Here is a 25,481-nt window from a genome sequence, read left to right on the forward strand (position 1 = left end):
TGGGGGCATGGGGCTAGATTTAGATCAAGATCAAAAGCCCCTCACCCCAGCCCTCTCCCGGAGGGAGAGGGGGCTAAGTGCGGTCCTCTACCAAAAGGAGAGGACATAAATCAGCATTCGATGATGTTGACTGCCAGACCGCCGCGGGCGGTCTCTTTGTATTTGCTTTTCATGTCGGCGCCGGTCTGGCGCATGGTGCGGATGACTTTGTCGAGGGAGACGAAGTGTTGCCCGTCGCCGCGCATGGCCATGCGCACCGCGTTGATCGCTTTCACCGAGCCCATGGCATTGCGCTCGATGCACGGCACCTGCACCAGCCCGCCAATCGGGTCGCAGGTCAGGCCGAGGTTGTGTTCCATGCCGATTTCCGCCGCGTTCTCGACTTGCTGCACGCTGCCGCCAAGCACTTCACACAGCGCGCCGGCGGCCATCGAGCAAGCCACGCCGACCTCGCCCTGACAGCCGACTTCGGCGCCGGAGATCGAGGCGTTTTCCTTGTACAGAATGCCGATCGCGGCGGCGGTCAGCAGAAAGCGCACCACGCCGTCATCGTTCGCACCCGGGATAAAGCGCATGTAGTAATGCAGCACCGCGGGGATGATGCCCGCCGCGCCGTTGGTGGGCGCGGTGACCACGCGGCCGCCGTTGGCGTTTTCTTCGTTGACGGCGAGGGCGTACAGGTTGACCCAGTCCAGCACCGACAGCGGATCACGCAGCGCTGATTCCGGGTTCTTGCACAGTTGCCGATGCAATGCCGCCGCCCGGCGTTTGACCTTCAGCCCGCCCGGCAGAATGCCTTCGTTGCGACAGCCAGCGGCGACGCAGTCCTGCATCACTTGCCAGATTTTCAGCAGACCGGCGCGGGTTTCCGCCTCCGGGCGCCAGGCGCTTTCATTGGTCAGCATCACCTGACTGATCGACAGACCGTAGGTGGCGCAATGGCCGAGCAAGTCCTTGGCACTTTTGAACGGGAAGGTCAGCGGTGTCGCGTCTTCGACGATTCGGTCGGCACCGGCCGCATCTTCATCAACGACGAAACCACCACCGACCGAGTAGTACTCGCGGCTGCGGATCTGAATACCGGCAGCATCGAAGGCACGAAAGATCATGCCGTTGGGGTGATAGGCCAACGGTTTGCGGATCATCGCCAGGTGTTCTTTCTCGTTGAACGCAATGCTGTGTTCTCCGAGCAGATTCAGCCGGCCATTGCCGCGAATATCCTGCAGGCGTGCGGCGACGGTTTCGGTATCGACGGTGTCCGGGTGTTCACCTTCAAGGCCAAGCAGCACGGCTTTGTCGCTGCCGTGCCCCTTGCCGGTGGCGCCGAGCGAGCCGTACAGCTCGACTTTAATGGTGCTGGTGGCCGCCAGCAGGTCATCGCGGCGCAGGCCTTCGGCGAAGCGCGCAGCGGCACGCATCGGGCCGACGGTGTGGGAGCTGGAAGGGCCGATGCCAATCTTGAACAGGTCGAACACGCTTAACGACATGAGTGGTTCTCCGGTTTCTTGTTATAGGAATTGGCGCAAGCTCGAGGCTGGACACAAATCCCCTGTGGGAGCGGGCTTGCTCGCGAATGCGGTGTGTCAGGCAACATTGATGGCGATTGATACACCGCATTCGCGAGCAAGCCCGCTCCCACATTGGGATCTATGGTGTTGCTGAAAATCGGGGCAGGTGACCTGCCCCTCATCCGCTTAAGCGTAGCTTTCGATCGACGGGCAGGCGCAGACCAGGTTGCGGTCGCCGAAGACGTTGTCGACGCGACCGACCGGCGGCCAGTATTTGCGTTCGACCAACGACGCCACCGGATACACCGCTTGCTCGCGGCTGTACGGGTGGGTCCACTCGCCAACCAGCTCCGCCGCTGTGTGTGGTGCGTTCTTCAGTGGGTTGTCGTCCTTGTCCAGCGTGCCGTTTTCCACTGCGCGGATTTCTTCGCGGATGCGGATCATGGCGTCGCAGAAGCGGTCCAGTTCTTCCTTGGATTCGCTTTCGGTCGGCTCGATCATCAGCGTGCCGGCGACCGGGAACGACATGGTCGGGGCGTGGAAGCCGAAGTCGATCAGACGCTTGGCGACGTCATCGACGCTGATGCCGCTGCTGTCTTTCAGTGGACGCAGATCGAGGATGCATTCGTGCGCCACCAGCCCGTTGCTGCCGGTGTACAGCACTGGATAGTGCTCTTCGAGGCGACGGGAAATGTAGTTGGCATTGAGGATCGCCAGTTGCGAAGCACGCTTGAGACCGGCGCCGCCCATCATGCGAATGTACATCCAGGTGATCGGCAGAATGCTTGCGCTGCCGAACGGTGCTGCGCAGACCGCGCCTTCCTTGCGTGCCATCTGGCCGTGACCCGGCAGGAACGGGGTCAGGTGCGACTTGACGCCAATCGGGCCGACGCCCGGGCCGCCACCGCCGTGCGGAATACAGAAGGTTTTGTGCAGGTTCAGGTGCGACACGTCGCCGCCGAACTTGCCTGGCGCGCAGAGGCCGACCATCGCGTTCATGTTGGCGCCGTCGATGTACACCTGGCCGCCGTTGTCGTGAATGATTCCGCAGATTTCGCGGATGCCTTCTTCGAACACGCCGTGGGTCGACGGGTAGGTGATCATCAGCGCCGCGAGGTGTTCGCGGTGCTCGATGGCTTTGGCGCGCAGGTCTTCGATATCGACGTTGCCACGCGCATCGCACGCGGTCACCACCACGCGCATGCCGGCCATGTTGGCGGTGGCCGGGTTGGTGCCGTGGGCCGACGACGGGATCAGGCAGATGTCGCGGCGCTCGTCGCCACGGCTCTGGTGGTAAGCGCGAATCGCCAGCAGGCCTGCGTACTCACCTTGCGAACCGGCGTTCGGTTGCAGCGAGATCGCGTCGTAACCGGTGGCGGCGCAGAGCATCGCTTCCAGTTCGTCGGTCAATTGCTGATAACCGGCGCTTTGTGCGGCCGGGGCGAACGGGTGCAGGGCGCCGAATTCGGCCCAGGTCACCGGGATCATTTCGCTCGCGGCGTTGAGTTTCATGGTGCACGAGCCCAACGGGATCATGGTGCGATCCAGTGCCAGGTCCTTGTCCGCCAGTTTGCGCAGGTAGCGCATCAGCTCGGTTTCCGAGTGATAACGGTTGAACACCGGGTGGCTGAGGATTGGCGACTGACGTACCAGCGCCGCCGGGATGGTGCTTTGCACCGACGCGGCCAGCGCAGCGAAGTCCGGCAGGGCCTTGCCGTCGGCGAACAGGCCCCACAGGGTTTCGATGTCAGCCTGAGTGGTGGTTTCGTCCACCGACAGGCCCAGACGCTGGGCATCGATGACTCGCAGGTTGATCTGCGCGGCGTGTGCCTTGTCGTGCAGCGTGGCGGTGTGTGCGCCGGTGGCTACGGTCAGGGTGTCGAAGAAGCTTGTCTGCTCGACGGTCTGGCCCAGTGCGCTCAGGCCCTTGGCCAGAATCGCGGTCAGGTGATGCACGCGGTTGGCGATCTGGGTCAGGCCTTTCGGGCCGTGATACACGGCGTACATGCTGGCGATGTTGGCCAACAGCACCTGCGCGGTGCAGATGTTCGACGTGGCCTTCTCGCGGCGGATGTGTTGCTCGCGGGTCTGCATCGCCAGACGCAGGGCCGGCTTGCCGAAACGGTCAACCGAAACACCGACCAGACGGCCCGGCATGTCACGCTTGAACGCATCCTTGGTGGAGAAGTAAGCCGCGTGCGGGCCACCGAAGCCCAGCGGCACGCCGAAGCGTTGCGCGGAACCGATGGCGACGTCGGCGCCGAACTCGCCCGGGGCGGTCAGCAAAGTCAGGGCCAGCAGATCGGCAGCCACGGCCACCAACGCGTTGGCGGCGTGGAAGCGCTCGGTCAGTTCGCGGTAGTCGAACACATCACCGTTGCTCGCCGGGTATTGCAGCAGCGCGCCGAAAAACGGCGTGACGTCGCTCAGTTCACGCTCATCGCCAACCACCACGTCAATGCCCAGCGGCTCGGCACGGGTGCGCAGCACGTCGAGGGTTTGCGGGTGGCTGTGGATCGAGGCGAAGAACTGGTGGCTGCCCTTGTTTTTGCTCAGGCGTTTGCAGAAGGTCATGGCTTCGGCAGCGGCGGTGGCTTCGTCGAGCAGCGAGGCGTTGGCGATCGGCAGGCCGGTGAGGTCGCTGATCAGGGTCTGGAAGTTCAGCAGCGCTTCGAGACGGCCCTGGGAAATTTCCGGCTGGTACGGGGTGTAAGCGGTGTACCAGGCCGGGTTTTCCAACAGGTTGCGCAGGATCGGCGACGGCGTGTGGCAGTTGTAGTAGCCCTGGCCGATGTAGGTCTTGAACAGTTGGTTTTTGCCGGCGATCGATTTGATCATAGCCAGTGCATCGGCTTCGCTCAGGCCGTCGTCCAGGCCGAGCACGCTGGTGCCCTTGATGCTTTCCGGGATGACGCTGGCGCTCAGCGCTTCGAGCGAGTCGAAGCCGAGGCTGTTGAGCATGGCTTGCTCGTCACCGGCGCGTGGGCCGATGTGACGGGCGATGAATTCGTTGGCAGTGCCGAGGTTTACTTGGGTCATGTCGTTACTCCTCAGGCTTCGGCTTGGGCTTTGATCAGGCGGTCGTAGGCGTCTTGATCGAGCAGTTTGCCGACAGCGGCGGCGTCGCTTGGCTGGAAACGGAAGAACCAGCCTTCGCCCAGCGGATCTTCGTTGACCAGTTCCGGGCTGCCGTCCAATGCCGGGTTGACTTCCACAACTTCACCATCGAGCGGCATGTACACGCCGCTGGCGGCTTTCACCGATTCCACGGTGGCGGCTTCGGCGCCTTTTTCGTAAGCCTGCAGCTCAGGCAGTTGCACGAACACCACGTCGCCCAAAGCGTTCTGCGCGAAAGCGGTGATGCCGACAGTAACGCTGCCGTCAGCTTCGGTGCGCAGCCATTCGTGATCTTCAGTAAAACGCAACTCGCTCATGGAAACTCCTAAGGGGCCAGACTCGTCTGGTGGACGCGGTGGAAGGCTTGGGCGGGAAAGCCCTGGTTTTATGAGCGGTTACTTAGCAAGAACGCGGCCAGATTGTATTTATCTATATAAATCAAATGGTTATGTGTTTCTGGTTGTGATGGGTGTGGGGCTTCTGTAGCGAAATCGCTACAGCTTGGGGCGGGGAGAAAAGCTGAAGCGGATCAAAGCCTTGCGCAGCGGTGATCGGAGGAGGGTGTAGCGATATCGTTCCGCTGTAGCGCTTTCAGTACAGATGGAGGTCGGTTTTGAACGGATTTCGAATCCACCACATAACTCTGTGGGAGCTGGCTTGCCAGCGATAGCGGTGGATCAGTCACCACCATTGGTGCATGTGCCGACGTCATCGCTGGCAAGCCAGCTCCCACAGGAGAATTTACGGTGAGTTTAAGACTTGCCCGGAATGCCGTATTTGCGCAATCGATGGGCGATTGCCGTGTGCGAGGTCTGCAGGCGGCTGGCCAGTTGGCGGGTCGAGGGGTAGCTGACGTAGAGTTTTTCCAGCAGCGATTTTTCGAAGGACTCGACGGCCTGTTCGAGGCTGTCGACGTCGCTGTCGGTCTGCCGCGCCACCGAGGTGCCGGCGATGTCGAGATCACCGATATCGACCAGGCTGCTTTCGCAGATCGCCGCGGCGCGGAAGATCACGTTCTGCAACTGGCGCACGTTGCCCGGCCAGCGGTTGCCGAGCAGCGCTGGATAAGTCCCCGGTGCCAGGCGACACACCGGACGCTGAATCTGCGCACAGGCCTGCTGCATGAAGTAACGCGCCAGCAGCAGAATGTCCTGACCGCGCTCACGCAGCGGCGGCACTTCGACGTTGAGCACGTTGAGACGGTAGAACAGGTCTTCGCGGAACAGGCCTTCGCTGACCATTTTTTCCAGGTCGCGGTGGGTCGCGCTGAGGATCCGCACGTTGACCTTCACTTCACGATCGCCGCCCACTCGACGGAAGCTACCGTCGTTCAAAAAGCGCAGCAGTTTGGCTTGCAAGTACGGCGACATCTCGCCGATCTCGTCGAGAAATACCGTGCCCTGGTTGGCCAGTTCCATCAGCCCCGGTTTGCCGCCACGTTGCGCGCCGGTAAAGGCACCGGGGGCGTAGCCGAACAGTTCGCTCTCGGCGAGGTTCTCCGGCAGGGCCGCGCAGTTCAAGGCGAGAAACGGCGCACTGTGCCGCGCACTGATCGCGTGGCAAGCGCGGGCCACCAGTTCTTTACCGGTGCCGGTTTCGCCTTGAATCAGCAGCGGTGCGTCGAGGGCTGCGACTCGTTGCGCGCGGGCCTTCAGTGTGCGGATTGCGGGGGATTCGCCGAGCAGTGCATCGAAACCTTCGGCATGGTCATGGTGCAACGCCGAGAGCTGTTCGCCGATACGGTTTGGCTGATACAGGGTCAGCAGCGCACCGGCGTCGGTGATCGGCGTGGCGTCCAGCAGCAGGGTCTGGCCATTGACGGTGATCTCGCGCAGCGGCAGGCGGAAGCCTTGCTCGAGCAGGGTTTCCAACAGGCCGGGATCGTTGAACAGTTCCGAGACACTTTCCCCCGCCGGTTCACGCCCGTACAGCGCGATCAGTGCCGGGTTGGCCAGCAGCACCTTGCCGGCGCTATCGAGGGCCAGTACCGGATCGGTCATCGCCGCGAGCAGTGCATCAAGCTGCAAGTGCCGCCGCTGGCCGGGGAGGATGTCGACCACCACCACGGCCTCCACGCCGCGCACCCGGAACAACGCATCTTTGAGCTCTTCGAGCACTTGCGGGCTCAAGGTCGGTGCATCGATGTAGACGTTGGGCGGAATCATCTCCACCGCATCCAGATTGAGATTGCGCCCACCGAGGATAGCCAGGACTTCCTGGGTGATGCCGACGCGGTCGATGAAGCTGACGTGGATACGCATGGGGGCGGTTCAGTGTTCTGGAATGCGGAGGGGGGCAAGTATGCCTTGGGGCGGGGCAATGGTGAAATCTGCAACGATTGTCAGCGCTACACGGATACCTTGTGGGAGCGGGCTTGCTCGCGAAGGCGCCAGGTCAGACAGCATAAATGGTGACTGACCTGGCGCCTTCGCGAGCAAGCCCGCTCCCACAGGAGGAATGTGCTGGGTTCGGGTTATTCGAGGTGTTCCGGTTTGACCGGATCCCCGGACTTCATATTCAACTGCACCCGCACATCCTCGAACATCAGGTCGTAATGTTTGTGCTGCGAGCCGATGCTGCTGTGAGTTTTGGGAATGCCGTACTTTTCGGCAATCTTGGTCACGTTGCTGGCGAAGTTGTAGGCCTGGTCCTTGGGCAGGAAGAAGGTTTCCTTCATGTCCTTGCCCTGGATATTGCCGTGCAGGGTGAACTGCATCCCTTTGCCTTCTTTGGGATCGGTGAACACTTGGTAGTCGAGGCACAGGTCGTAATCGACATCGTCCTTGGTCAACGCGTGCCGCTCAATATGCAAATGACCGGGTTCAAACTGGGCCATGGGTTTCTCCTTTCAAGGCATGGGAGAAGGGCAGCCCCCTGGGCCTGCCCTTGAGTTTCTAATTATCGATAGCTGATGCCCGGCTTCGCCGTGCTGACGCGTGTGCCGGCAGTGCCCTGGACGATCGCTTCGATGTCCGCCAGCGAACCGATCACCGCGACCTTGCCAGTATGGCGCGCGAATTCGCAGGCTGCCTGCACCTTCGGTCCCATGGAGCCAGCGGCGAAACCGAGGCGTTCCAGTTCATCCGGGTGGGCTTCGGCGATGGCTTTCTGCGACGGCTTGCCGTAGTCGATGAACGCCGCGTTGACGTCGGTGGCGATCACCAGCAAGTCAGCTTCCAGTTGCTCGGCGAGCAGCGACGAGCACAGATCCTTGTCGATCACCGCCTCGATGCCCTTGAGGTTGCGGTGCTCGTCGTACATGGTCGGAATCCCGCCGCCACCCGCACAAATCACGATGCTGCCCTTGTCCAGCAGCCACTTGATCGGACGGATCTCGAAGATGCGTTTCGGCCGTGGACTGGCCACCACACGACGGAACTTGTCGCCGTCCGGAGCGATGGCCCAACCTTTCTCGGCGGCGAGTTTTTCCGCTTCGGCTTTGTCGTAGACCGGGCCGATCGGTTTGGTCGGATTCTGGAAGGCCGGGTCCTTGGCGTCGACTTCAACCTGGGTCAGCAGGGTGGCGAACGGCACTTCGAAGTCCAGCAGGTTGCCCAGTTCCTGTTCGATGATGTAGCCAATCATGCCTTCGGTTTCGGCACCGAGCACGTCCAGCGGGTAAGGGGTGACGGAGGTGTAGGCCGCTGCCTGCAGCGACAGCAGGCCGACTTGCGGGCCATTGCCGTGGGCGATGACCAGTTGATTGCCGGGATGGATCTTGGCGATTTGCTCGGTGGCGATGCGGATGTTGGCGCGCTGGTTGTCAGCGGTCATCGGCTCGCCACGACGGAGCAGGGCGTTACCGCCCAGAGCTACGACGATACGCATGGTGCAATCCTTTCAGCAGAGAAATGGCAAACGACTCGGTTTCCCTGTCGGAACCGGAATTCCATGTGGGAGGGGGCTTGCTCCCGAAGGCGGCGGATCAGTCGACATGGCTGTTGAATGACACACCGCTTTCGCGAGCAAGCCCGCTCCCACATTTGGAGCCGGTTCTTTCAGTGGGAGCTATTCCGGTTACAGATCAGCCAGGGTCGAGACCAGGATCGCCTTGATCGTGTGCATGCGGTTTTCCGCTTGCTCGAAGGCGATGCAGGCGGGCGACTCGAACACGTCGTCGGTGACTTCGATGCCGTTGGCCAGGTGCGGATACTGTTCGGCAATCTGTTTGCCGACCTTGGTATCGCTGTTGTGAAACGCCGGCAGGCAGTGCATGAACTTGGTGCGCGGGTTGCCGGTGGCTTTCATCAGCTCTTTGTTGACCTGGTACGGCAGCAGTTGCTGGATACGTTCGGCCCAGGCTTCAACCGGCTCGCCCATCGACACCCAGACGTCGGTGTGGATGAAATCGACGCCTTTGACTGCGGCTTTCGGGTCTTCGGTGAGGGTGATGCGCGCGCCGGATTCTTCCGCGTATTTCTTGCAGCGATCGACCAGATCGTCATGCGGCCACAGGGCTTTCGGCGCGCAGATGCGCACGTCCATGCCGAGCTTGGCGCCGACCAGCAGCAGCGAGTTGCCCATGTTGTTGCGCGCGTCGCCGAGGTAGGCGTAGCTGATTTCGTGGATCGGCTTGTCGGCGTGTTCACGCATGGTCAGCACGTCGGCGATCATTTGCGTTGGGTGATATTCGTCGGTCAGGCCGTTGAACACCGGCACCCCGGCGAACTTCGCCAGCTCTTCGACAATTTCCTGTTTGAAACCACGGTATTCGATGGCGTCGTACATGCGACCCAGCACGCGGGCCGTGTCTTTCATGCTTTCCTTGTGGCCGATCTGCGATGAGTTCGGGTCGATGTAGGTGACGTTGGCGCCTTGGTCGTAGGCCGCCACTTCGAACGCGCAACGGGTGCGGGTCGAGGTTTTTTCGAAGATCAGGGCGATGTTGTTGCCCTTGAGGTGTTGCTGCTCGGTGCCGGTGTACTTGGCGCGTTTCAGATCGCGGGACAGGTCGAGCAGATAACGCAGCTCACGTGGGGTGTGGTGTTCCAGGCTGAGCAGGTTACGGTTGTGGATGTTAAAAGCCATGATGGATCTCCTTCGGTGTCGGTTATCCCCCTGGCCGCGCTTTGTAAGTCGCGGCCAAGGCTCAGAGGTTTAGTAATCGATTGGATCGCGGATGATCGGGCAGGTCATGCAGTGGCCGCCGCCACGGCCTCGGCCCAGTTCGCCGGCGCTGATGGTGATGACCTCCACGCCGGCCTTGCGCAGCAGGGTGTTGGTGTAGGTGTTGCGGTCGTAGCCGATGACCACGCCCGGTTCCACGGCCACCACGTTGTTGCCGTCGTCCCATTGCTCGCGTTCGGCGGCGAAGCTGTTGCCGCCGGTTTCCACCACGCGCAGTTTCGGCAGGTTGAGGGCTTTGGCCACGGTGTCGAGGAAGCTGCCTTCTTCGCGGCGGATGTCGATGCCGCCCTGTTTGCTTTCGTCAGGACGCAGGGTGAAGGCGACGATCTGGTTGACCACTTCCGGGAAAATCGTCACCAGGTCGCGATCGCAGAAACTGAACACGGTGTCCAGGTGCATCGCGGCGCGGGACTTCGGCAGGCCGGCGACGATGACTTTTTCCACGGCCTTGTTCTTGAACAGGTTCAGCGCCAGTTGGCCGATCGCCTGTCGCGACGAGCGTTCGCCCATGCCGATCAACACCACGCCATTGCCGATCGGCATCACGTCGCCGCCCTCGAGGGTCGAGCTGCCGTGATCCTTGTCCGGATCGCCGTACCAGATTTCGAAATCGGCGTTGGTGAACTGCGGGTGGAATTTGTAGATGGCGGTGGTCAGCAGGGTTTCCTGACGTCGCGCCGGCCAGTACATCGGGTTCAGCGTCACGCCACCGTAGATCCAGCAGGTGGTGTCGCGGGTGAACTGGGTGTTCGGCAGCGGCGGCAGGATAAAGCTGGAGTGGCCGAGGAAGTCGCGGAACATCTGGATGGTCTTGCCACCGAAGCTGTCCGGCAGATCATCGGCGGATACGCCACCAATCAGGTATTCGGCGATGTGTCGCGGCTCAAGGCTTTTCAGCCAGGATTTGACTTCGCTGATCAGGCCTAGGCCCACCGAGTCGGCGGTAACCTTGCGCTCGAGAATCCAGTCCAGCGCTTCAGGGATGGCGACGATGTCGGTCAGCAGGTTGTGCATTTCCAGCACGTCGATCCCGCGTTCACGCATCTTGGTCACGAAGTCGAAGTGGTCGCGCTTGGCCTGGGCGACCCAGAGCACGTCGTCGAACAGCAGTTCATCGCAGTTGTTCGGGGTCAGGCGCTGGTGGGCCAGACCTGGGGAGCAAACCATGACTTTGCGCAGTTTGCCGGCTTCGGAGTGGACGCCGTACTTAACTTTTTCCGTGGTCATTGCAGTGATCCTCCAGATTACAAATCAAGGGTTACAAGGTCAGGAAGCCGTCGTAGAGACCGTAGGCAGCCACCAGGGCACCCACAACCACTGCGGCGAAAATCAGCTTCTCGACGTTAGTGAAAATCGGTTGGTTGAGTTCCAGCTTGGCCTTGGCGAACAGGATCGCGCCGGGTGCGTAGAGCAGGGCCGAGAGCAGCAGATACTTGACCCCGCCGGCATACAGCAGCCACACCGCGTAGATCAGCGCGATGCCGCCGATAATCAGATCCTTGCGTCGTTCGGCCGCGAAGCCCTCGTAGCTTTCGCCGCGCACCGCCAGCAGCAGGGCATAGGCCGCCGACCACAGGTACGGCACCAGAATCATCGAAGTGGCGAGGTAGATCAGCGACAGGTAAGTGCTGGCCGAAAACAGGGTGATGATCAGGAACAGCTGGACCATCGCGTTGGTCAGCCACAGGGCGTTGACCGGTACGTGGTTGGCGTTTTCCTTGCGCAGAAACTCGGGCATGGTGTGGTCTTTGGCGGCGGCGAACATGATCTCCGCACACAGCAGCACCCACGACAGCAGCGCGCCCAGCAGCGAGATGATCAGGCCGACGCTGATCAGCACCGCGCCCCAATGACCGACCACGTGCTCAAGCACGGCGGCCATCGACGGGTTCTGCAGTTTGGCCAGTTCCGGCTGGGTCATGATGCCCAGCGACAGCACGTTGACCAGCACCAGGAACAGCAGCACGGTGATGAAACCGATGACGGTGGCCTTGCCGACGTCCGAGCGTTTTTCCGCCCGCGCCGAGAAGATGCTCGCGCCCTCGATGCCGATGAACACCCACACGGTAACCAGCATCATGTTGCGCACCTGGTTCATTACGCTGCCCAGATCCGGGTTTTTCACACCCCAGATGTCGGCGGTGAAGATGTCCAGTTTGAAGGCGAAGATCGCGATCAGCACGAACAGCAGCAATGGCACGACCTTGGCGACGGTGGTCACGAGGTTGATGAACGCCGCTTCCTTGATCCCGCGCAGTACCAGAAAGTGCACGGCCCACAGCAGCACCGAGGCGCCGATCACCGCCGCCACCGTGTTGCCTTCACCGAAAACCGGAAAGAAATACCCGAGGGTGCTGAACAACAGAACAAAGTAGCCAACGTTGCCCAGCCAGGCACTGATCCAGTAACCCCAGGCGGACGAGAAACCCATGTAGTCGCCAAATCCGGCCTTGGCGTAGGCGTAGACACCGCCGTCCAGGTCAGGCTTGCGATTGGCGAGGGTTTGAAAGACAAAAGCGAGGGTGAGCATGCCGACAGCGGTGATGGCCCAACCAATCAATACCGCGCCGACGTCGGCGCTAGCGGCCATGTTTTGTGGCAAAGAGAATATCCCGCCACCAATCATTGAGCCGACTACCAAGGCAACCAGTGCACCGAGTCGTAGTTTTCCGGGAGCTTCAGACATTGCATGACTCCATTGCAGGAGAGAAGAGTTCACAGCGTAGATCTGTTGTCTGTTCAATCAGCTGACATAGATCAGTGCATGGCCACATTCCATTGTTAATGAATGACTTATGAAACAACTGGAGGCATAACGCTATCGCCTGGAAAGCCCGTCCTAGAGGCTTTTGCCTGATGTGGTTGGGAATTGGTCTTATTACTTTAGAGTTATCACGCTAGTTGTTTTTCAGCTTTTGGCAAATTTTCAGCATCTGTTTTCAGTACAGAATTGATTTATTAGGATTCGCGCACAAAACTGTCTTAGCGTGCTAGGCGTTAGCGTCAGTCGCTATATATAAACGAGTGTTTCTCGGTATTACCTGATAAACGTCGTCTGGTATCAGGCGTTTAGTTAATAGTTGTTACAAATGAATGAAGGGAGACAAGAATGTCGCAACCGACGCAAAAGCTGCGACTGGGTGCGTTGATCGCCCTGGTGGTGGGTTCGATGATTGGCGGGGGGATTTTTTCCCTGCCGCAGAACATGGCGGCCCGCGCCGATGCCGGGGCAATCCTGATCGGCTGGGGGATCACCGCCATCGGCATGCTAACCCTGGCGTTCGTGTTCCAGACCCTGGCCAACCGCAAGCCCGAGCTGGACTCGGGGGTCTATGCCTACGCCAAGGCCGGGTTTGGCGATTACATGGGTTTCTCATCCGCCTGGGGCTACTGGATCAGCGCGTGGCTGGGCAACGTCGGTTATTTCGTGTTGCTGTTCAGCACCCTCGGTTACTTCTTTCCGGTATTCGGTCAGGGCAACACGCCAATCGCCATCGGCTGCGCATCGGTGCTGCTGTGGGCGGTGCATTTTCTGGTGATGCGCGGGATCAAGGAGGCGGCGTTCATCAATCAGGTGACCACGGTCGCCAAGATCGTGCCGCTGATCATGTTCATCGTGATTGCCGCCGTGGCGTTCAAGGCCGACATTTTCACCCGCGACATCTGGGGCCGCAGCAACCCGAGCTTCGGCGGGGTGATGGATCAGGTGCGCAACATGATGCTGGTGACGGTGTTCGTGTTCATCGGCATCGAGGGCGCCAGCGTGTATTCGGCACGGGCGGAGAAACGCAGCGACGTCGGGCGCGCCACGGTGATCGGCTTCCTCGGTGTGCTGGCGCTGCTGGTGCTGGTCAACGTGCTGTCGCTGGGGATCATGAGCCAGCCCGAACTCGCGACTTTGCAGAACCCGTCGCTGGCGGCGGTGCTGGAGCACATCGTCGGGCCGTGGGGCGCATTGCTGATCAGCCTCGGTCTGGCGGTTTCCTTGCTCGGCGCGTTGTTGTCGTGGGCGCTGCTGTGCGCGGAGATCCTGTTTGCCACGGCCCGGGACAAGACCATGCCGGCGTTCCTGAAAAAGGAAAACGCCAACCATGTGCCGGTCAATGCGCTGTGGCTGACCAACGTGATGATCCAGATTTTTCTGCTGATCACGCTGTTTTCCGCCGGTACCTACACCAGCCTGATCTACCTCGCCTCGTCGATGATTCTGGTGCCGTACCTGTGGTCGGCGGCGTATGCGGTGCTGCTTAGCGGACGTGGCGAAACCTATGAACATGCCTCGGCCGAACGTACCAAGGATCTGCTGATTGGCGGGATTGCTCTGTGTTATGCGGTGTGGTTGTTGTATGCCGGCGGGGTGAAATACCTGCTGCTGTCGGCGCTGCTGTATGCGCCGGGGGTGGTCCTGTTCGCCAAGGCCAAGCATGAGCAGGGCGAGCCGCTGTTCACCCCTGTCGAGAAAGGTATTTTTGCCTGTGTGCTGATCGGCGCGGGGCTGGCGGCGTATGGTTTGTACAGTGGGGTGTTGTCGCTGTAGGTGGATTGATTGTGCATCGGTGGTGTCAGTGCGGGCCTCTTCGCGAGCAAGCCCGCTCCCACATTTGAAATGCATTCCCCCTGTGGGAGCGGGCTTGCTCGCGAAGGGGCCCGAATGATCATCACCACTGCGCGCGATGCGAACCCAATTCAGTAGCCGGCAACGCCCACTGCAGCGGCGTCCCGCTGATCGTCACCGGTGCCAGCAACCGGTGCGCCGGCCCCCACGGGGTCTGCTCCACCCGTGAGTTCTGATCCTGTTTAGCCTCGACGCGCAACGCTTCGCTCGTTCCCGGTCCGTGCTCGATCAGCAACTTGGCGGTGCGCGCCAGTGACAAGCGTGCAGAACCGCCGCGACCGCTGCGCAAACGTTTAGTGAGCAATGTGATCGCACTCGCCGCCATCAGATACCCGGTCGCGTGATCCAGCCCCTGCACCGGCAGCGGCGTCGGCTTGTCAGCCTGTTTCCAGCGCTGTCCGGCCTCGGCGATGCCGCTGCTCATTTGCACCAGGCTGTCGAAACCCCGCCGGTTGCGCCACGGGCCGCTCCAGCCGTAGGCATTGAGACAGACGTCGATCAGCCCCGGCGCCAGTTGTCGGCGGCGTTCGGCGCCGAAACCGAGGTATTCCAGGGCATCGGCACGGTAGCCATGTATGAGCATGTCGGCGTCCTTCAACAGGTTTTCGAACACCGCGCGATCGTCCGGTTGCTGCAGATTCAGCCGTGCGCAGCGTTTGCCCAGGGTGACTTCCGGCACCACGCCCGGCTCGTTCCAGCTCGGCGGATCGATGCGCAGCACGTTGGCACCGAGGCCCGCGAGAAAACGGCTGGCGGTGGGGCCGGCGAGCACGCGGGTCAGGTCGAGCACCTTGAGCCCGGCCAGCGGTTGCTCCACGGAGCCTTGCCACGCGTTGGCCTTTTCATCCTGTGAATCGATGAAATGCACCAGCGGCTCGGCATTCACTGCCAATCCCTGCGGATGCTGTTGCCACTGCGCCCAACTGCGCATTTCGGCGGCGCAGCCCTTGGCCTCGACCACCGCTTGCTCCAGATCGGCGCTGCGCCATTGCGCGACTTTCGCCGCCATTGCAGCGCGGTCGGCGCAGGTACCGAGCACGCTTTCAGCCGCAGCACGGTGATGTGGGGCGTTGGTGTGCAGGCGGATCCAGCCGTCCTTGGTTGCGTAGTCACCAGCGACCGGATCCCACAGCGGCGGGACTTCCCAGCCGATCGGCCGCAACGAGGTGGCAAACCAGAACGACGCCAGACGCCGATCCACTTCCACCGCGGGCAAGTGCCCGCTCTGTTGCCGGAGCAGTTCGCTGACGGCCTGACCGGCAGCGCCGATGCTGGCGCAGGCCAGGTCGCTGACGGCGAACGCCGAGGGCAGGGCGCCACTGGCGGTGAACGGAATCGGCGTGTGGGGCAAGCCGAGTGCGGCTTGAATGGACGTGAGTAAATCAGTCATCGAAGGCCCTCCGGGAGAGAGGGCGATGATAGTGCAAAAAAATCTCGGGCCAGATGAAATTCCGGCAGGTGAACACTTACCCCTGTGGGAGCGAGCCTGCTCGCGAAAGCGGTGGATCAGTCACTTTGATGTTGAATGTGCTGCCGTCTTCGCGAGCAGGCTCGCTCCCACAGGGATTTTTGCAGTTTGCTAGACGCGGAACTGATCCATCAGCTTCATCTGCTGGCTCGCCAGCGCATTGAGCTGGCTGCTGATCGCCGCCGACTCGGTAGCTTGCTCGGTCAGGGTTTCAGTCACGGTGCGAATTGCCGAGACGTTGCGGTTGACCTCTTCGGCCACGGCGCTCTGCTGTTCGGCGGCGCTGGCGATCTGCAGGTTCATGTCGCTGATCACGGTGACCGCGTCGCTGATCTTGCCCAGCGCGTCCACCGCCTGACGGATCTGCCCGGCGTTGTTGTGCGCCTGGGTCTGGCTCGAATGCATGGTCGCGACCACGCCACGGGTGCCGGTCTGGATACGTTCGATGACGATGCGGATTTCTTCCACCGAATCCTGAGTGCGCTTGGCGAGGTTGCGCACCTCGTCGGCTACCACCGCGAAACCACGACCGCTTTCCCCGGCGCGGGCCGCTTCGATGGCGGCGTTGAGCGCCAGCAGGTTGGTCTGTTCGGCGATGCTGCGGATCACTTCCAGCACCGAACCGATCTGCTCGCTGTTGACCGCCAGCGCTTCGACTTCGGTCACCGCTTTGCTGACTTCATCGGCCAGTTGATTGATGTCGCGGGTGCTGCGCTCGATGATCGACAGGCCGTCCCTGGCCGACTGATCGGCGCCCTTGGCGGCGTTGGCCGCGTTCGACGCGCTGTTGGCGACGTCGTGGGCGGTGGCGCTCATTTCATTGGAGGCGGTGGCGACCTGATCGATTTCGCGGAACTGCACCTGCATGCCTTCGCTGGTCTGGCGAGCGATTTCCGATGACTGATCAGCAGTGCCACGCGCTTCAGTGATGCTCTGTTTGATCTGGGCGATGGTCGGTTGCAGCTTGTCGAGGAAGCGGTTGAACCAGTTCACCAGTTCGCCCAGTTCATCTTTCTTGCTGTAGTTCAGGCGCTGGGTCAGATCGCCTTCACCGCTGGCGATGTTCTTCAGCATCTCGGCGACGCTGTTGATCGGGCGTGTGACGCCGGAAGCCGTCAGCCAGATCAGCAACAAGCCAATCAGCCCGGCGACGACAGCCACCGCCAGCGCCGTGATCACGCCGGTTTCCTGCGCGTCGTCGAGGACCGCTTGCAGCTTCACCGAGTCGGCCAGCAGCACCTGTTTCGGCAGGTCGATGACCACGCCCCAGGCCCGCGAGTTGCCAATCGGATCCACCGGGTACACCGCGCGAATCAGCTCGCCCTGTTCGAGAATCTTCGGCGTGCCGCTGCTGACCAGTTGCAGCAGATCCTTGCCGTCGGCACCGAGGGTATCGCTGATCTTTTTACCGACCTTGGTCGCATCGGAACTGTCGGCAGCGAGCACGCCGCTGCCGGAGACGATCAGCATGTGCCCGGCGTTGTTGAACAGGTTGCGCTGGGAATCCACCGCCGCTGCTTGCAGGGCATCGAGGGCGATGTCGACACCGACCACGCCGATGGCCTTGCCGTCGACGATCAACGGCACGGAAATGGTGGTCATCAACATTTCCTTCCCGCCCACGGTGTCGGCATACGGGTCGAGCAGGCAAGTACGCTTGTTGTCACGAGGGCAGGTGTACCAGCTGTTGTACGGCGTGCCGCTGACGCTGAGGGTGGTCTTGGTCATGTCTTCTTCGACCATGATCGTGTTCAGCGCCGAGCCGGCAGCGCGGCTCCAGTAGCTCGCAAAACGCCCGGCTTCGTTGGACTGGCGCGCGGCGTCGTTGACGAACTCGCTGTCCTTGCCGTCGAGGCCGTTGGGTTCGAAGGCGAGCCAGATGCCGAGCACCTTGTTGTTGCGCTCGAACGCGGTTTTCAGGCTCTGGTTCAATTCTTCACGCAGGGCCCCGGCGTCCAGCGAACGCTTGGCGGCCAGTGCGCGCATGTCCTTGATCTGATCGGCCAGCGCGGTGATCACCGTCAGGCTTTCGCCAAAGGTCTTCTGCACCCGCACTGCTTGCTCGGCGGCTTTGGCCTGCAACAGGTTCTGCACACTGGCAGTGAGCAACTGGTTGCTGGAGTTGCTGACCAGTTCGTCGTTCTGGTTGGTCTGGTAGATGTTCATGCCGACGATCAGCGCAACCACACCCAGCAGGCACAGGCCGGAGAGCAGGACGATTTTCAGGCGAATGGAGAGAGAGTCGAACATGGGGCGATCTCGTGAATGAATGAGCAGGTGGCCACGGGATGAACTACCCGGTTCGCCAAATCCATTCAGCGCCATGCATTGCTCATCGGCGCGCAGCGAGAGGGCATGAGCCGCTTGCCGACGAACGGTCAGCGCTAAACGTTTGCGCAGGGGAATGTGCTGAAAAGGCGATTAATTACAGGGAAGTTTCAGCCGGATGAACGCTGAGGAAATGCTGGTGATGAGGCTTTGTGGTGAGGGGATTTATCCCCGATTGGCTGCGCAGCAGCCACTAATCAGGCATCCGCAGCGTGTCAGTTAAAACTGGTTTTCTGGTTTTGGACCTGCTGCGCAGTCCATCGGGGCGGTGCGACGTTTCGCTAAATCCCCTCACCACACAAGCTTATTTGCCAAAAATAGCGGGCGGTCAGGCGGAGGGCGGAATCGCTTCCGGACGTGACCAGATCCACAGATTGCCCAGACTCATCCCGGCAATCGCCAGATACACCGGCCAGCCGTGATCGAGCATTACCAGCATCAACGTCGCGCACAGCAGCATGCTGATGGTGGCGCTGACCTTGGCTTTGCGCGCGATGATCTTGCCGTTGCGCCAGTTGCTCAGGATCGGCCCGAACAGCCGATGGTTTTCCAGCCAGGCGCTCAGGCGCGGCGAGCTGCGAGTCGCGGCCCAGGCGGCGAGCAGGATGAACTCGGTGGTCGGCAGGCCGGGCACGACGATGGCGATCAGGCCAATGCCGAGGCTGACGTAGGCCAGCAGGCCGAACAGCAGACGGGCGAGTTTTGAGGTGGCGGGTTGCGGCATGGGCTCAGCGGTTGCTTCTGAAGCGGGACGGGAATCTTACAGGCTTACACCGTTCCCCTGTAGGAGTGAGCCTGCTCGCGATGGCATCCGGTCATTCAACATTAATGTCGACTGATACACCGCCATCGCGAGCAGGCTCGCTCCCACAAGGGGAATTTGCTGTGTATCAGGCCGGTTCGGCTTCTGTGGCGTAAGCCTGTTCCAGCAGCACGGTGAAACGGTTGAACGCGTCGATCGCGCCTTGCTCGACCTCGGCTTCCTCTTCGGCGGTGAACGGCAGGGAATCGAGGGTGCGCACGAAGCTTTTCCAGCCTTCGGCACGTCCGCCTTCCGGTTCACCCAAGTGACGGGCGCCGAAGGTTTCGCTCAGCTCCAGCGCCACCGCACGTTTGATCAGGAACGCAGCGCCGAGCTTCGAACCTTCGGAGACAAAGATCCAGCCCAGTGCACGGGCCTTGCTTGGGTTTTTCACCGCGCCAGCCACAGGCGCCGGCACTTCAGTTTCCAGATCCGCCAAATCTGCCTTCGCGGCTTCGGCGCGGCAACGGGCCGGCAGATCCGGGACGATGGCAGTCAGTTCGGCATTGTTATAGAGATCGACCAGTTCCGACTGGAACAGGTATTGCGCAACCACAAAGCGGGCGAAGTTGGCGCGGGTTTCGAACGGCGCGTGGGCCTTGACCAAGGCGTCGAGCTTGCTGTGCGGCTCGTGGGTGATCTGGTTCAGGCGTTGTGAACGCAGGGCTTTTTCCGAAGTGGTCATGGGGGTGTCCTTGATAAAAGAGGCGCTTGATAACGAGACGAACGGGCAGCTGCCAAACCGTAAAAAAAGCCCCGCGACGCGCTGATCAATGCGCGTCGCAGGGCCGTGCGGTTCAGATGTCCCAGACCAGATTGATCGCGAAGTTGCGGCCCGGCTGGGTCAGGCGATCGAGGTTGGCCGGTTGCGTCACCGAGGCTTCGCCGACGCTGTCGTAACCGCGCACGTCATCCCACAGCCAGTACTTCTTGTCGGTCAGGTTGTAGATGCCGCCGCTGACGGTGACGTCGTCGGTGACTTTGTAATAGCCGGCCAGATCGAGAATGCCGAAGCCCGGGGTCTTGAACTGGCTGCTGACGCCATCCGGCGACTTGAAGTTGCTGTCGTCGACGCGATCCTTTTTCTTCACCACGGTCCAGCTCAGCAGGCCGCCGTAGTTGTCCTGGTCGTAACCCAGACCGAATACGCCGGTCAGCGGATTGACGCTGTTGAGCGGCTCGCCGTTGTCGTTGTTGCGACCGTAGGCGTAAGCGATCGAGCCTTGGGTGTAGAGGCCCTGCGGCGCGCCGAACGCATCGAGGTTCAGGCGACCTTTGACTTCGGCGCCCTTGATGGTCGCGTGCTTGATGTTGCTCGACTGGAAGGTCAGCTCGTCGTAACCGGGAGTGACCGCGTCTTCGTTGATGAAATCGCGGTACTTGTTGTAGAACACCGCCACGTCGAACGAGCCTTGTTCGAAGTTGCCGCGCAGACCGGTTTCATAGCTTTTGCTTTTCTCCGGTTCCAGGTTCGGGTTGGGCGCCACGTTGTAGCCGGTGGTGCTGTTTTCAAAGCGTCCGTACAGCGCTTTCGCGGTCGGCGTGCGGAAACCTTCGGCGTACTGGCCGTACCAGGTGTAATTGTCGGTCAGGGCGTAGGTCAGGCCGAATTTGGGCGAGACTTTGTGCCAGCTCTTGTTCGCGTCGCTGACCGTGCCGTTGCCGTCGGCGGCCACGGTGTTGAGGAATTCCTGGGTGATGTGCGGCTTGAGCTGGGTGTGGTCGTAGCGCAGGCCCGGCAGGAAGGTCCACTGGTTCCAGCTGATCTGATCCTGGGCGAACAGGCTGTAGGTGTTGATGGTCGGGTCCGGGAAGTCGCTGGATTTTTTCAGCACATCCGCCGCGCTGGTGGCGCCGATGGCGGTGCAACCACGCCCGACTGCCAGGCACTTGCCGTCGCCGCTGCGCGAGCCGGTGACCTTCTGTTGCTTGATCGTGGTGCCGTAGGTCAGCACGTGATCGGTGTCACCGATGGCGAAGGCCTTGTCCAGTTGCGCATCGAATACCCACTGTTTTTCCTCGTAGACCGTGTCGCGGGTGCGCAGCACTTTACGGGTCATCGGATAGTAGAACTCTTCGGTGCTCTGATCGGTTTTGGCGATCTGGTGATTGAGGCTCCACTTCACGTTATCGGCCAGCAGGCTGTCGAGGGCGAAGCTGTGCTCGAGGCCGAAACGCTCGCGGGTGATGGTGTCGTTGCCGGTACGCCACTGGTACATGCCGCCGGGCAGCATGCTGTTGGGGATGGTCGGCGCGCCGTTGAAGTACGGTCCGCCGTAGGCACTTTTCTGATCGGTGTCGCGATCGTCCTTGTACTTCTCGTAGGTCAGGCCCAGACGCGAATCGTCGTTGTAGTTCCAGCCGATCTTCGCCAGGACGTTGGTGGCCTTGACATCTTCCGGGTTGGCAGCGGTGCGCGCCAGGCCAGTGCCGTTGTTGCTGCCGTAGGAATCGGTTTCGTGACCGTCGCGCTGGCTGAAGTGCAGCAAGCCGTCGAACTGCTCGGCACGCCCGGCGACGGTGGCGGATTTCAGCCAGCTCTCATCGGCGGAGCTGTAACCGGTTTTGAGGCGAGCGCCGACGTCTTTGCCGGGCTTGATGATGTCGTCCGGGTCGAGGGTGTAGTAGCTGACGGCGCCGCCAATGGCGTTGCTGCCGTACAGCACCGAGGCCGGGCCACGGAGGATTTCCACGCGTTTGACGATTTCCGGGTCGACGTAATTGCGCTGGGTCTTGGCGTACGGGCCGTTGAAGAAACCGTCCGGCACTTCGACGCCGTCGACCTGCGTCAGGATGCGGTCGCCGTCGATGCCGCGGATGTTATAGCCGCTGATACCGCCACGCTGGCCGGCGCCGCCGACGGACACGCCCGGCTCGTAGCGCACCAGATCCTTGATGGTGTTGACGTTGTTGCGATCCAGATCCTGGCGGGTCTGCACAGTGACGGTGGCCGGCACGCTATTGACCGACTGTTCCTGGCGGGTGGCGCTGATGGTCACCTGATCCAGATTGAGTGCGCCGCTGGTGGCGCGCTTCTCCAGCACCACATTGTTGTTGCTCAGCTTGCGGAAGCTCAGGTTGGTCCCCACCAACAGGCGCTCCAGGGCTTTTTCCGGCGGCAGCGAACCGCGCACACCCGGCGACGACACGCCTTGACCCAGTTCTGCCGGTAAACCGACCTGCCAGCCGGTCACACTGGTGAAGGCATTGAGCGCCGACACCAGCGGTTGCTGGCCGATCGAGAACGAATAATCACCCATGTTGCGCGCCGGCTGTTCGCTGGCAGCCATCAACGGTGCGGTGCCGGCCATAAGGATGGCGGCCGTCAGCAGCGACAATACGCGGGAAGGGGAAGCAGTCTGGCGGGTAAGGCGAGAGGACATCGATAGCGCTCCGTGTCGCACGAATCTTTATAGGTGCTGATTCGCCTCCGAAGATGCGAATCAATTGCATTGGCTATAACGAGACGAACGGGCTTTGGCTATCGAGTAAAAATAATTCTCATTTAGTTCAGGATCACCAGCGCCGGGAATTCCTGCAGGCGCGCCGAGGTGATGTGGGCGAGGGAGCGCACCACGTCCAGCGGTTGGTCGAGGCGGTAGTTGCCGGTGACGTTGACGTCGGCCAACTGCTCGTTGGTGTTGATGATCCAGCCCGGGTAGTAGCGGCGCAATTCGGCCAGCACCTGATTCAACGGGCAGTTCTCGAACACCAGTCGGCCCTGGACCCAGGCCAGATCAGTCGCGGCATCGAGCTTGGCCGGACGATCGAAACCGTTGGGGCCGATGCGAATGCTTTCGCCGGCGCTCAAACGCACTCGCGCGTCGTTGTGCGTGGCGCGCAGATCGACATCACCGCGTTGCACATTGACTTGCGCGACGCCGTCCAGATAGCGCACGGCGAACGCGGTGTCGCGCACGCTGGCCTGCACCGGGCCGGCATCGATTTGCAGCGGCTGGCCACGGTTGGCGGCCACTTCGAAAAACGCTTCGCCCTGATACAGCCGCGCCACGCGCTGCCGGTCATTGATGGTGCTGGAGAATGCCGAGTTGGTATTGAGCAGCACCTTGGAGCCATCCTCCAGTTGCAGGCGCTGACGCTCGCCGACCACGGTCAGGTGATCGGCCTGAATGCGCATCGGCAGATTGCTGAAACTGAACAGGCCCAGAATCAGCACCGCAGCGGTGGCCAACGGTTTCCAGTGCGGACGCAACCGCTTGAGAACGGTGACTTTCGCCGGTTTGGCCGCGAGGCTTTGCGCGCACTGGGCGACTTGCGGCCCGTCCCAGATCGCCTGCGCCTTGGCGAACGCCTCGGCATTCAACGGATCGGCCGCCAGCCAGGCATGGAACCGCCGGGTCTGTTCCTCGTCCGGGCTGCCGAGCACAATGAGCCAGTCCAGAGCCTGATCCATTGCGTTGGCAGCGTCCTGCGCCGAATCCGGCGAAGGCGAGCGGTGGGTGTCCGTCACGGTGTTTCCTCGGCAGTGTCTGTGCACGGCTGTTTTTTAAGTGAAGCGTAAAAGTCGGCCAAGGGTAACAAAGCCCAATGATCAGTGCAGTCGATCCTGACACTTACAGAAAAGCCCTACGACTTCAGTCGCCATTCAGACGTTCGGCGACGCCAATACAAATGGTCATGATCAGCTTCAGCTCCTTTTGCACGGTGCTGAGGGAAACATTCAGTTCGTCGGCGATTTCCTGATAGCTGTGCCCGTGCAGGCGGCTGAGAATGAAAATCTGCTGCTGACGCGGGCTGAGTTGACTGAGGCTCACGTTCAGGCGCTCCAGCAATTGTTCGGCGTGGGCGGCGTCTTCGGCGCTGCTGGCGGGTGCGGCGACGCTGTGCACCACGTCCTGTGGCACGTCGTCGACCATGGTCCGCGAATGGATCTTGCGCGCACGCAGGTGATCCAGCGCCAGGTTGCGCGCGGTCTGGAACACGAAGGGTTCAAGGTGATTGATGGCGCGCTCGCTCAGCGCCCGCGTGACGCGCAGGTAGGTCTCCTGCAACAGGTCTTCGGCGGTGCTGTGGTTGTTGACCATCCGCTCGATCGTGCGCAGCAGGGATGTGCGCTGAGAGAGGAAGACATGATTGAAGCGCGATTGACTCACGGGGGAACCTGATCCATTTCGAGCGAATGATAATGCTTATCATCCAGCCGAGTGGTCAAGTGTTGATTTCAGATTGAAATCAAAAACCTGTGGGAGCGGGCTTGCTCGCGAATGTGGTGAGTCAGTCGATACATCAATTGCCTGACACGACGCCTTCGCGAGCAAGCCCGCTCCCACATGGGAGGAGGGAATTACTCCGCGTTGCAGAGCGCCAGGCAGTTATCCAGCATGCGGTTGGAGAAGCCCCATTCGTTGTCGTACCAGGCCAGCACCTTCAGCAGTTTGCCGCTGGCTTTGGTGTGGTTGGCATCGAAGATCGACGACAGCGGGTTGTGGTTGAAGTCGCTGGAAACCAGCGGCAACGTGTTGTAACCCAAAATTTTCGAATGCTGGCTGGCCGCCTTCATCAGCGCGTTGACCTCGTCGGCCGTGGCTTCCTTCTTCAGATGCACAGTCAGATCCACCAGCGACACATTGATCACCGGCACCCGCACGGCCATGCCGGTCAGTTTGCCCGCCAGTTCCGGCAGCACCAGGCCTACCGCTTCAGCGGCGCCGGTCTTGCTCGGGATCATGTTCTGCGTGGCCGAACGCGCGCGGTACGGGTCGGTGTGGTAGACGTCGGTGAGGTTCTGGTCGTTGGTGTAGGCATGAATCGTGGTCATCAGACCGCTTTCGATCCCCAACTCGCGGTGCAGGACCTGTGCCACCGGCGCCAGGCAGTTGGTGGTGCACGAAGCGTTGGAGATGATCTGGTGCGACTGGCGCAGAATGTCGTGGTTCACGCCGTAAACCACAGTGGCGTCGGCGCCTTTGGCCGGGGCCGAGATGATGACTTTGCGCGCGCCGGCAGTAAGATGCGCAGCCGCTTTGGCGCGGTCGGTGAACAGACCGGTGCATTCGAACACCACGTCGATCTTTTCCGCCGCCCATGGCAGCTCGGCCGGGTTGCGAATGGCGCTGACCGCAATGCGGTCGCCATTGACCGTAAGGCTCTCATTGTCATGGGCCACTTCGGCGTCGAATGTGCCGTGAACGGTGTCGTATTTGAGCAGATGGGCATTGATGGCGCTGTCGCCCAGATCGTTGATGGCGACGATCTGCAAATCCTGTCGATAGCCTTGGGTATACAGTGCGCGCAGGACATTACGGCCGATGCGGCCAAAACCATTGATTGCGATTCGAAGAGTCATTGAACAGCGCCGCCGTCGTTTTGTTGTTGGAATTACAAGATTATTCGCATAAAAATAGAAAACAAGCCTTTTTAGTGGCAATATTTTGTTTTATCTACAACGAGTGACCTGAATCAACTGGTCCGAATGATCAAAAAAGCCGTCTGTCATTCCAACAACAACGGCGTTTGATCAGCATAGACAATCAGGTCGCCACATCCGTTAGCCTG

General features: G+C 61.1%; 18 protein-coding genes and 1 pseudogene. 1 reads left to right on the top strand and 18 read right to left on the bottom strand.

The genetic code is table 11. The annotated features are described in order from the left end of the window. Positions 1-110 precede the first annotated feature (110 nt). From QRN61_RS08165 to arcD (QRN61_RS08205), 9 genes are all read right to left on the bottom strand, one after another. Positions 111-1,487, bottom strand: coding sequence for an L-serine ammonia-lyase (locus QRN61_RS08165; RefSeq protein ID WP_285373542.1), 1,377 nt, complete (start codon positions 1,485-1,487; stop codon positions 111-113). 207 nt (positions 1,488-1,694) lie between these two features. Beyond that, a complete protein-coding gene (gene gcvP / locus QRN61_RS08170) occupies positions 1,695-4,547 on the bottom strand; it encodes an aminomethyl-transferring glycine dehydrogenase (RefSeq protein WP_502942578.1) in 2,853 nt (950 codons plus the stop codon). A gap of 11 nt (positions 4,548-4,558) precedes the next feature. Continuing rightward, positions 4,559-4,942, bottom strand: a complete 384-nt coding sequence (gene gcvH / locus QRN61_RS08175; RefSeq protein ID WP_027612543.1) for a glycine cleavage system protein GcvH — start codon at positions 4,940-4,942, stop codon at positions 4,559-4,561. 435 nt (positions 4,943-5,377) lie between these two features. Beyond that, complete coding sequence (gene gcsR, locus QRN61_RS08180; RefSeq protein WP_096795080.1) at positions 5,378-6,886, bottom strand: transcriptional regulator GcsR; 1,509 nt, start codon at positions 6,884-6,886, stop codon at positions 5,378-5,380. Between the two features lie 212 nt (positions 6,887-7,098). Next, positions 7,099-7,461, bottom strand: a complete 363-nt coding sequence (locus QRN61_RS08185; protein WP_285373543.1) for a DUF5064 family protein — start codon at positions 7,459-7,461, stop codon at positions 7,099-7,101. Positions 7,462-7,523: 62 nt separating this feature from the next. Further along, positions 7,524-8,453: a carbamate kinase gene (gene arcC, locus QRN61_RS08190; protein WP_096795079.1), complete on the bottom strand. Its 930-nt coding sequence runs from the start codon at positions 8,451-8,453 to the stop codon at positions 7,524-7,526. A gap of 189 nt (positions 8,454-8,642) precedes the next feature. Then, positions 8,643-9,653 (bottom strand): ornithine carbamoyltransferase, encoded by a 1,011-nt coding sequence (locus QRN61_RS08195; protein ID WP_003227481.1) that lies wholly within the window; start codon positions 9,651-9,653, stop codon positions 8,643-8,645. Positions 9,654-9,722: 69 nt separating this feature from the next. Then, positions 9,723-10,979, bottom strand: a complete 1,257-nt coding sequence (gene arcA, locus QRN61_RS08200; protein ID WP_150368611.1) for an arginine deiminase — start codon at positions 10,977-10,979, stop codon at positions 9,723-9,725. A gap of 31 nt (positions 10,980-11,010) precedes the next feature. Beyond that, positions 11,011-12,438, bottom strand: coding sequence for an arginine-ornithine antiporter (gene arcD / locus QRN61_RS08205; RefSeq protein ID WP_183784099.1), 1,428 nt, complete (start codon positions 12,436-12,438; stop codon positions 11,011-11,013). Between the two features lie 423 nt (positions 12,439-12,861). On the opposite strand from arcD (QRN61_RS08205), the gene arcD (QRN61_RS08210) reads away from it, so the two are divergent. Beyond that, a complete protein-coding gene (gene arcD, locus QRN61_RS08210; protein WP_027612550.1) occupies positions 12,862-14,289 on the top strand; it encodes an arginine-ornithine antiporter in 1,428 nt (475 codons plus the stop codon). 121 nt (positions 14,290-14,410) lie between these two features. Here arcD (QRN61_RS08210) and QRN61_RS08215 read toward each other — a convergent pair whose 3' ends face one another. The 9 genes and pseudogenes from QRN61_RS08215 to gap all read right to left on the bottom strand — a co-directional run bounded on the left by QRN61_RS08215 (position 14,411) and on the right by gap (position 25,272). Then, positions 14,411-15,757, bottom strand: coding sequence for a CoA transferase (locus QRN61_RS08215; protein WP_096795077.1), 1,347 nt, complete (start codon positions 15,755-15,757; stop codon positions 14,411-14,413). Positions 15,758-15,946: 189 nt separating this feature from the next. Then, positions 15,947-16,702, bottom strand: a complete 756-nt coding sequence (locus tag QRN61_RS27695; RefSeq protein WP_371917867.1) for a methyl-accepting chemotaxis protein — start codon at positions 16,700-16,702, stop codon at positions 15,947-15,949. A 102-nt stretch (positions 16,703-16,804) separates the two neighbouring features. Beyond that, a pseudogene (locus tag QRN61_RS27700) lies at positions 16,805-18,160 on the bottom strand (methyl-accepting chemotaxis protein); the annotation flags it as partial. A gap of 331 nt (positions 18,161-18,491) precedes the next feature. After that, complete coding sequence (locus QRN61_RS08225) at positions 18,492-18,887, bottom strand: YbaN family protein (protein WP_027612553.1); 396 nt, start codon at positions 18,885-18,887, stop codon at positions 18,492-18,494. A gap of 166 nt (positions 18,888-19,053) precedes the next feature. Then, positions 19,054-19,650 (bottom strand): biliverdin-producing heme oxygenase, encoded by a 597-nt coding sequence (locus QRN61_RS08230; protein WP_103367431.1) that lies wholly within the window; start codon positions 19,648-19,650, stop codon positions 19,054-19,056. Between the two features lie 112 nt (positions 19,651-19,762). Continuing rightward, the gene (locus QRN61_RS08235; protein WP_285373545.1) at positions 19,763-22,348 is read right to left on the bottom strand and encodes a TonB-dependent receptor; all 2,586 of its coding nucleotides are present in this window, start codon (positions 22,346-22,348) and stop codon (positions 19,763-19,765) included. A 122-nt stretch (positions 22,349-22,470) separates the two neighbouring features. Further along, positions 22,471-23,436: a FecR family protein gene (locus tag QRN61_RS08240; protein ID WP_285373546.1), complete on the bottom strand. Its 966-nt coding sequence runs from the start codon at positions 23,434-23,436 to the stop codon at positions 22,471-22,473. 124 nt (positions 23,437-23,560) lie between these two features. Then, complete coding sequence (locus QRN61_RS08245) at positions 23,561-24,079, bottom strand: RNA polymerase sigma factor (RefSeq protein ID WP_285373547.1); 519 nt, start codon at positions 24,077-24,079, stop codon at positions 23,561-23,563. 191 nt (positions 24,080-24,270) lie between these two features. Beyond that, positions 24,271-25,272 carry a type I glyceraldehyde-3-phosphate dehydrogenase gene (gene gap / locus QRN61_RS08250; RefSeq protein WP_285373548.1) on the bottom strand — a complete coding sequence of 334 codons (1,002 nt, stop codon included), beginning with the start codon at positions 25,270-25,272 and terminating at the stop codon, positions 24,271-24,273. Between the last annotated feature and the right edge of the window lie 209 nt (positions 25,273-25,481).

Source organism: Pseudomonas sp. lyk4-TYG-107, assembly GCF_030209055.1.
In the GTDB taxonomy this organism is placed as follows: Bacteria; Pseudomonadota; Gammaproteobacteria; order Pseudomonadales; family Pseudomonadaceae; genus Aquipseudomonas; species Aquipseudomonas putida_A.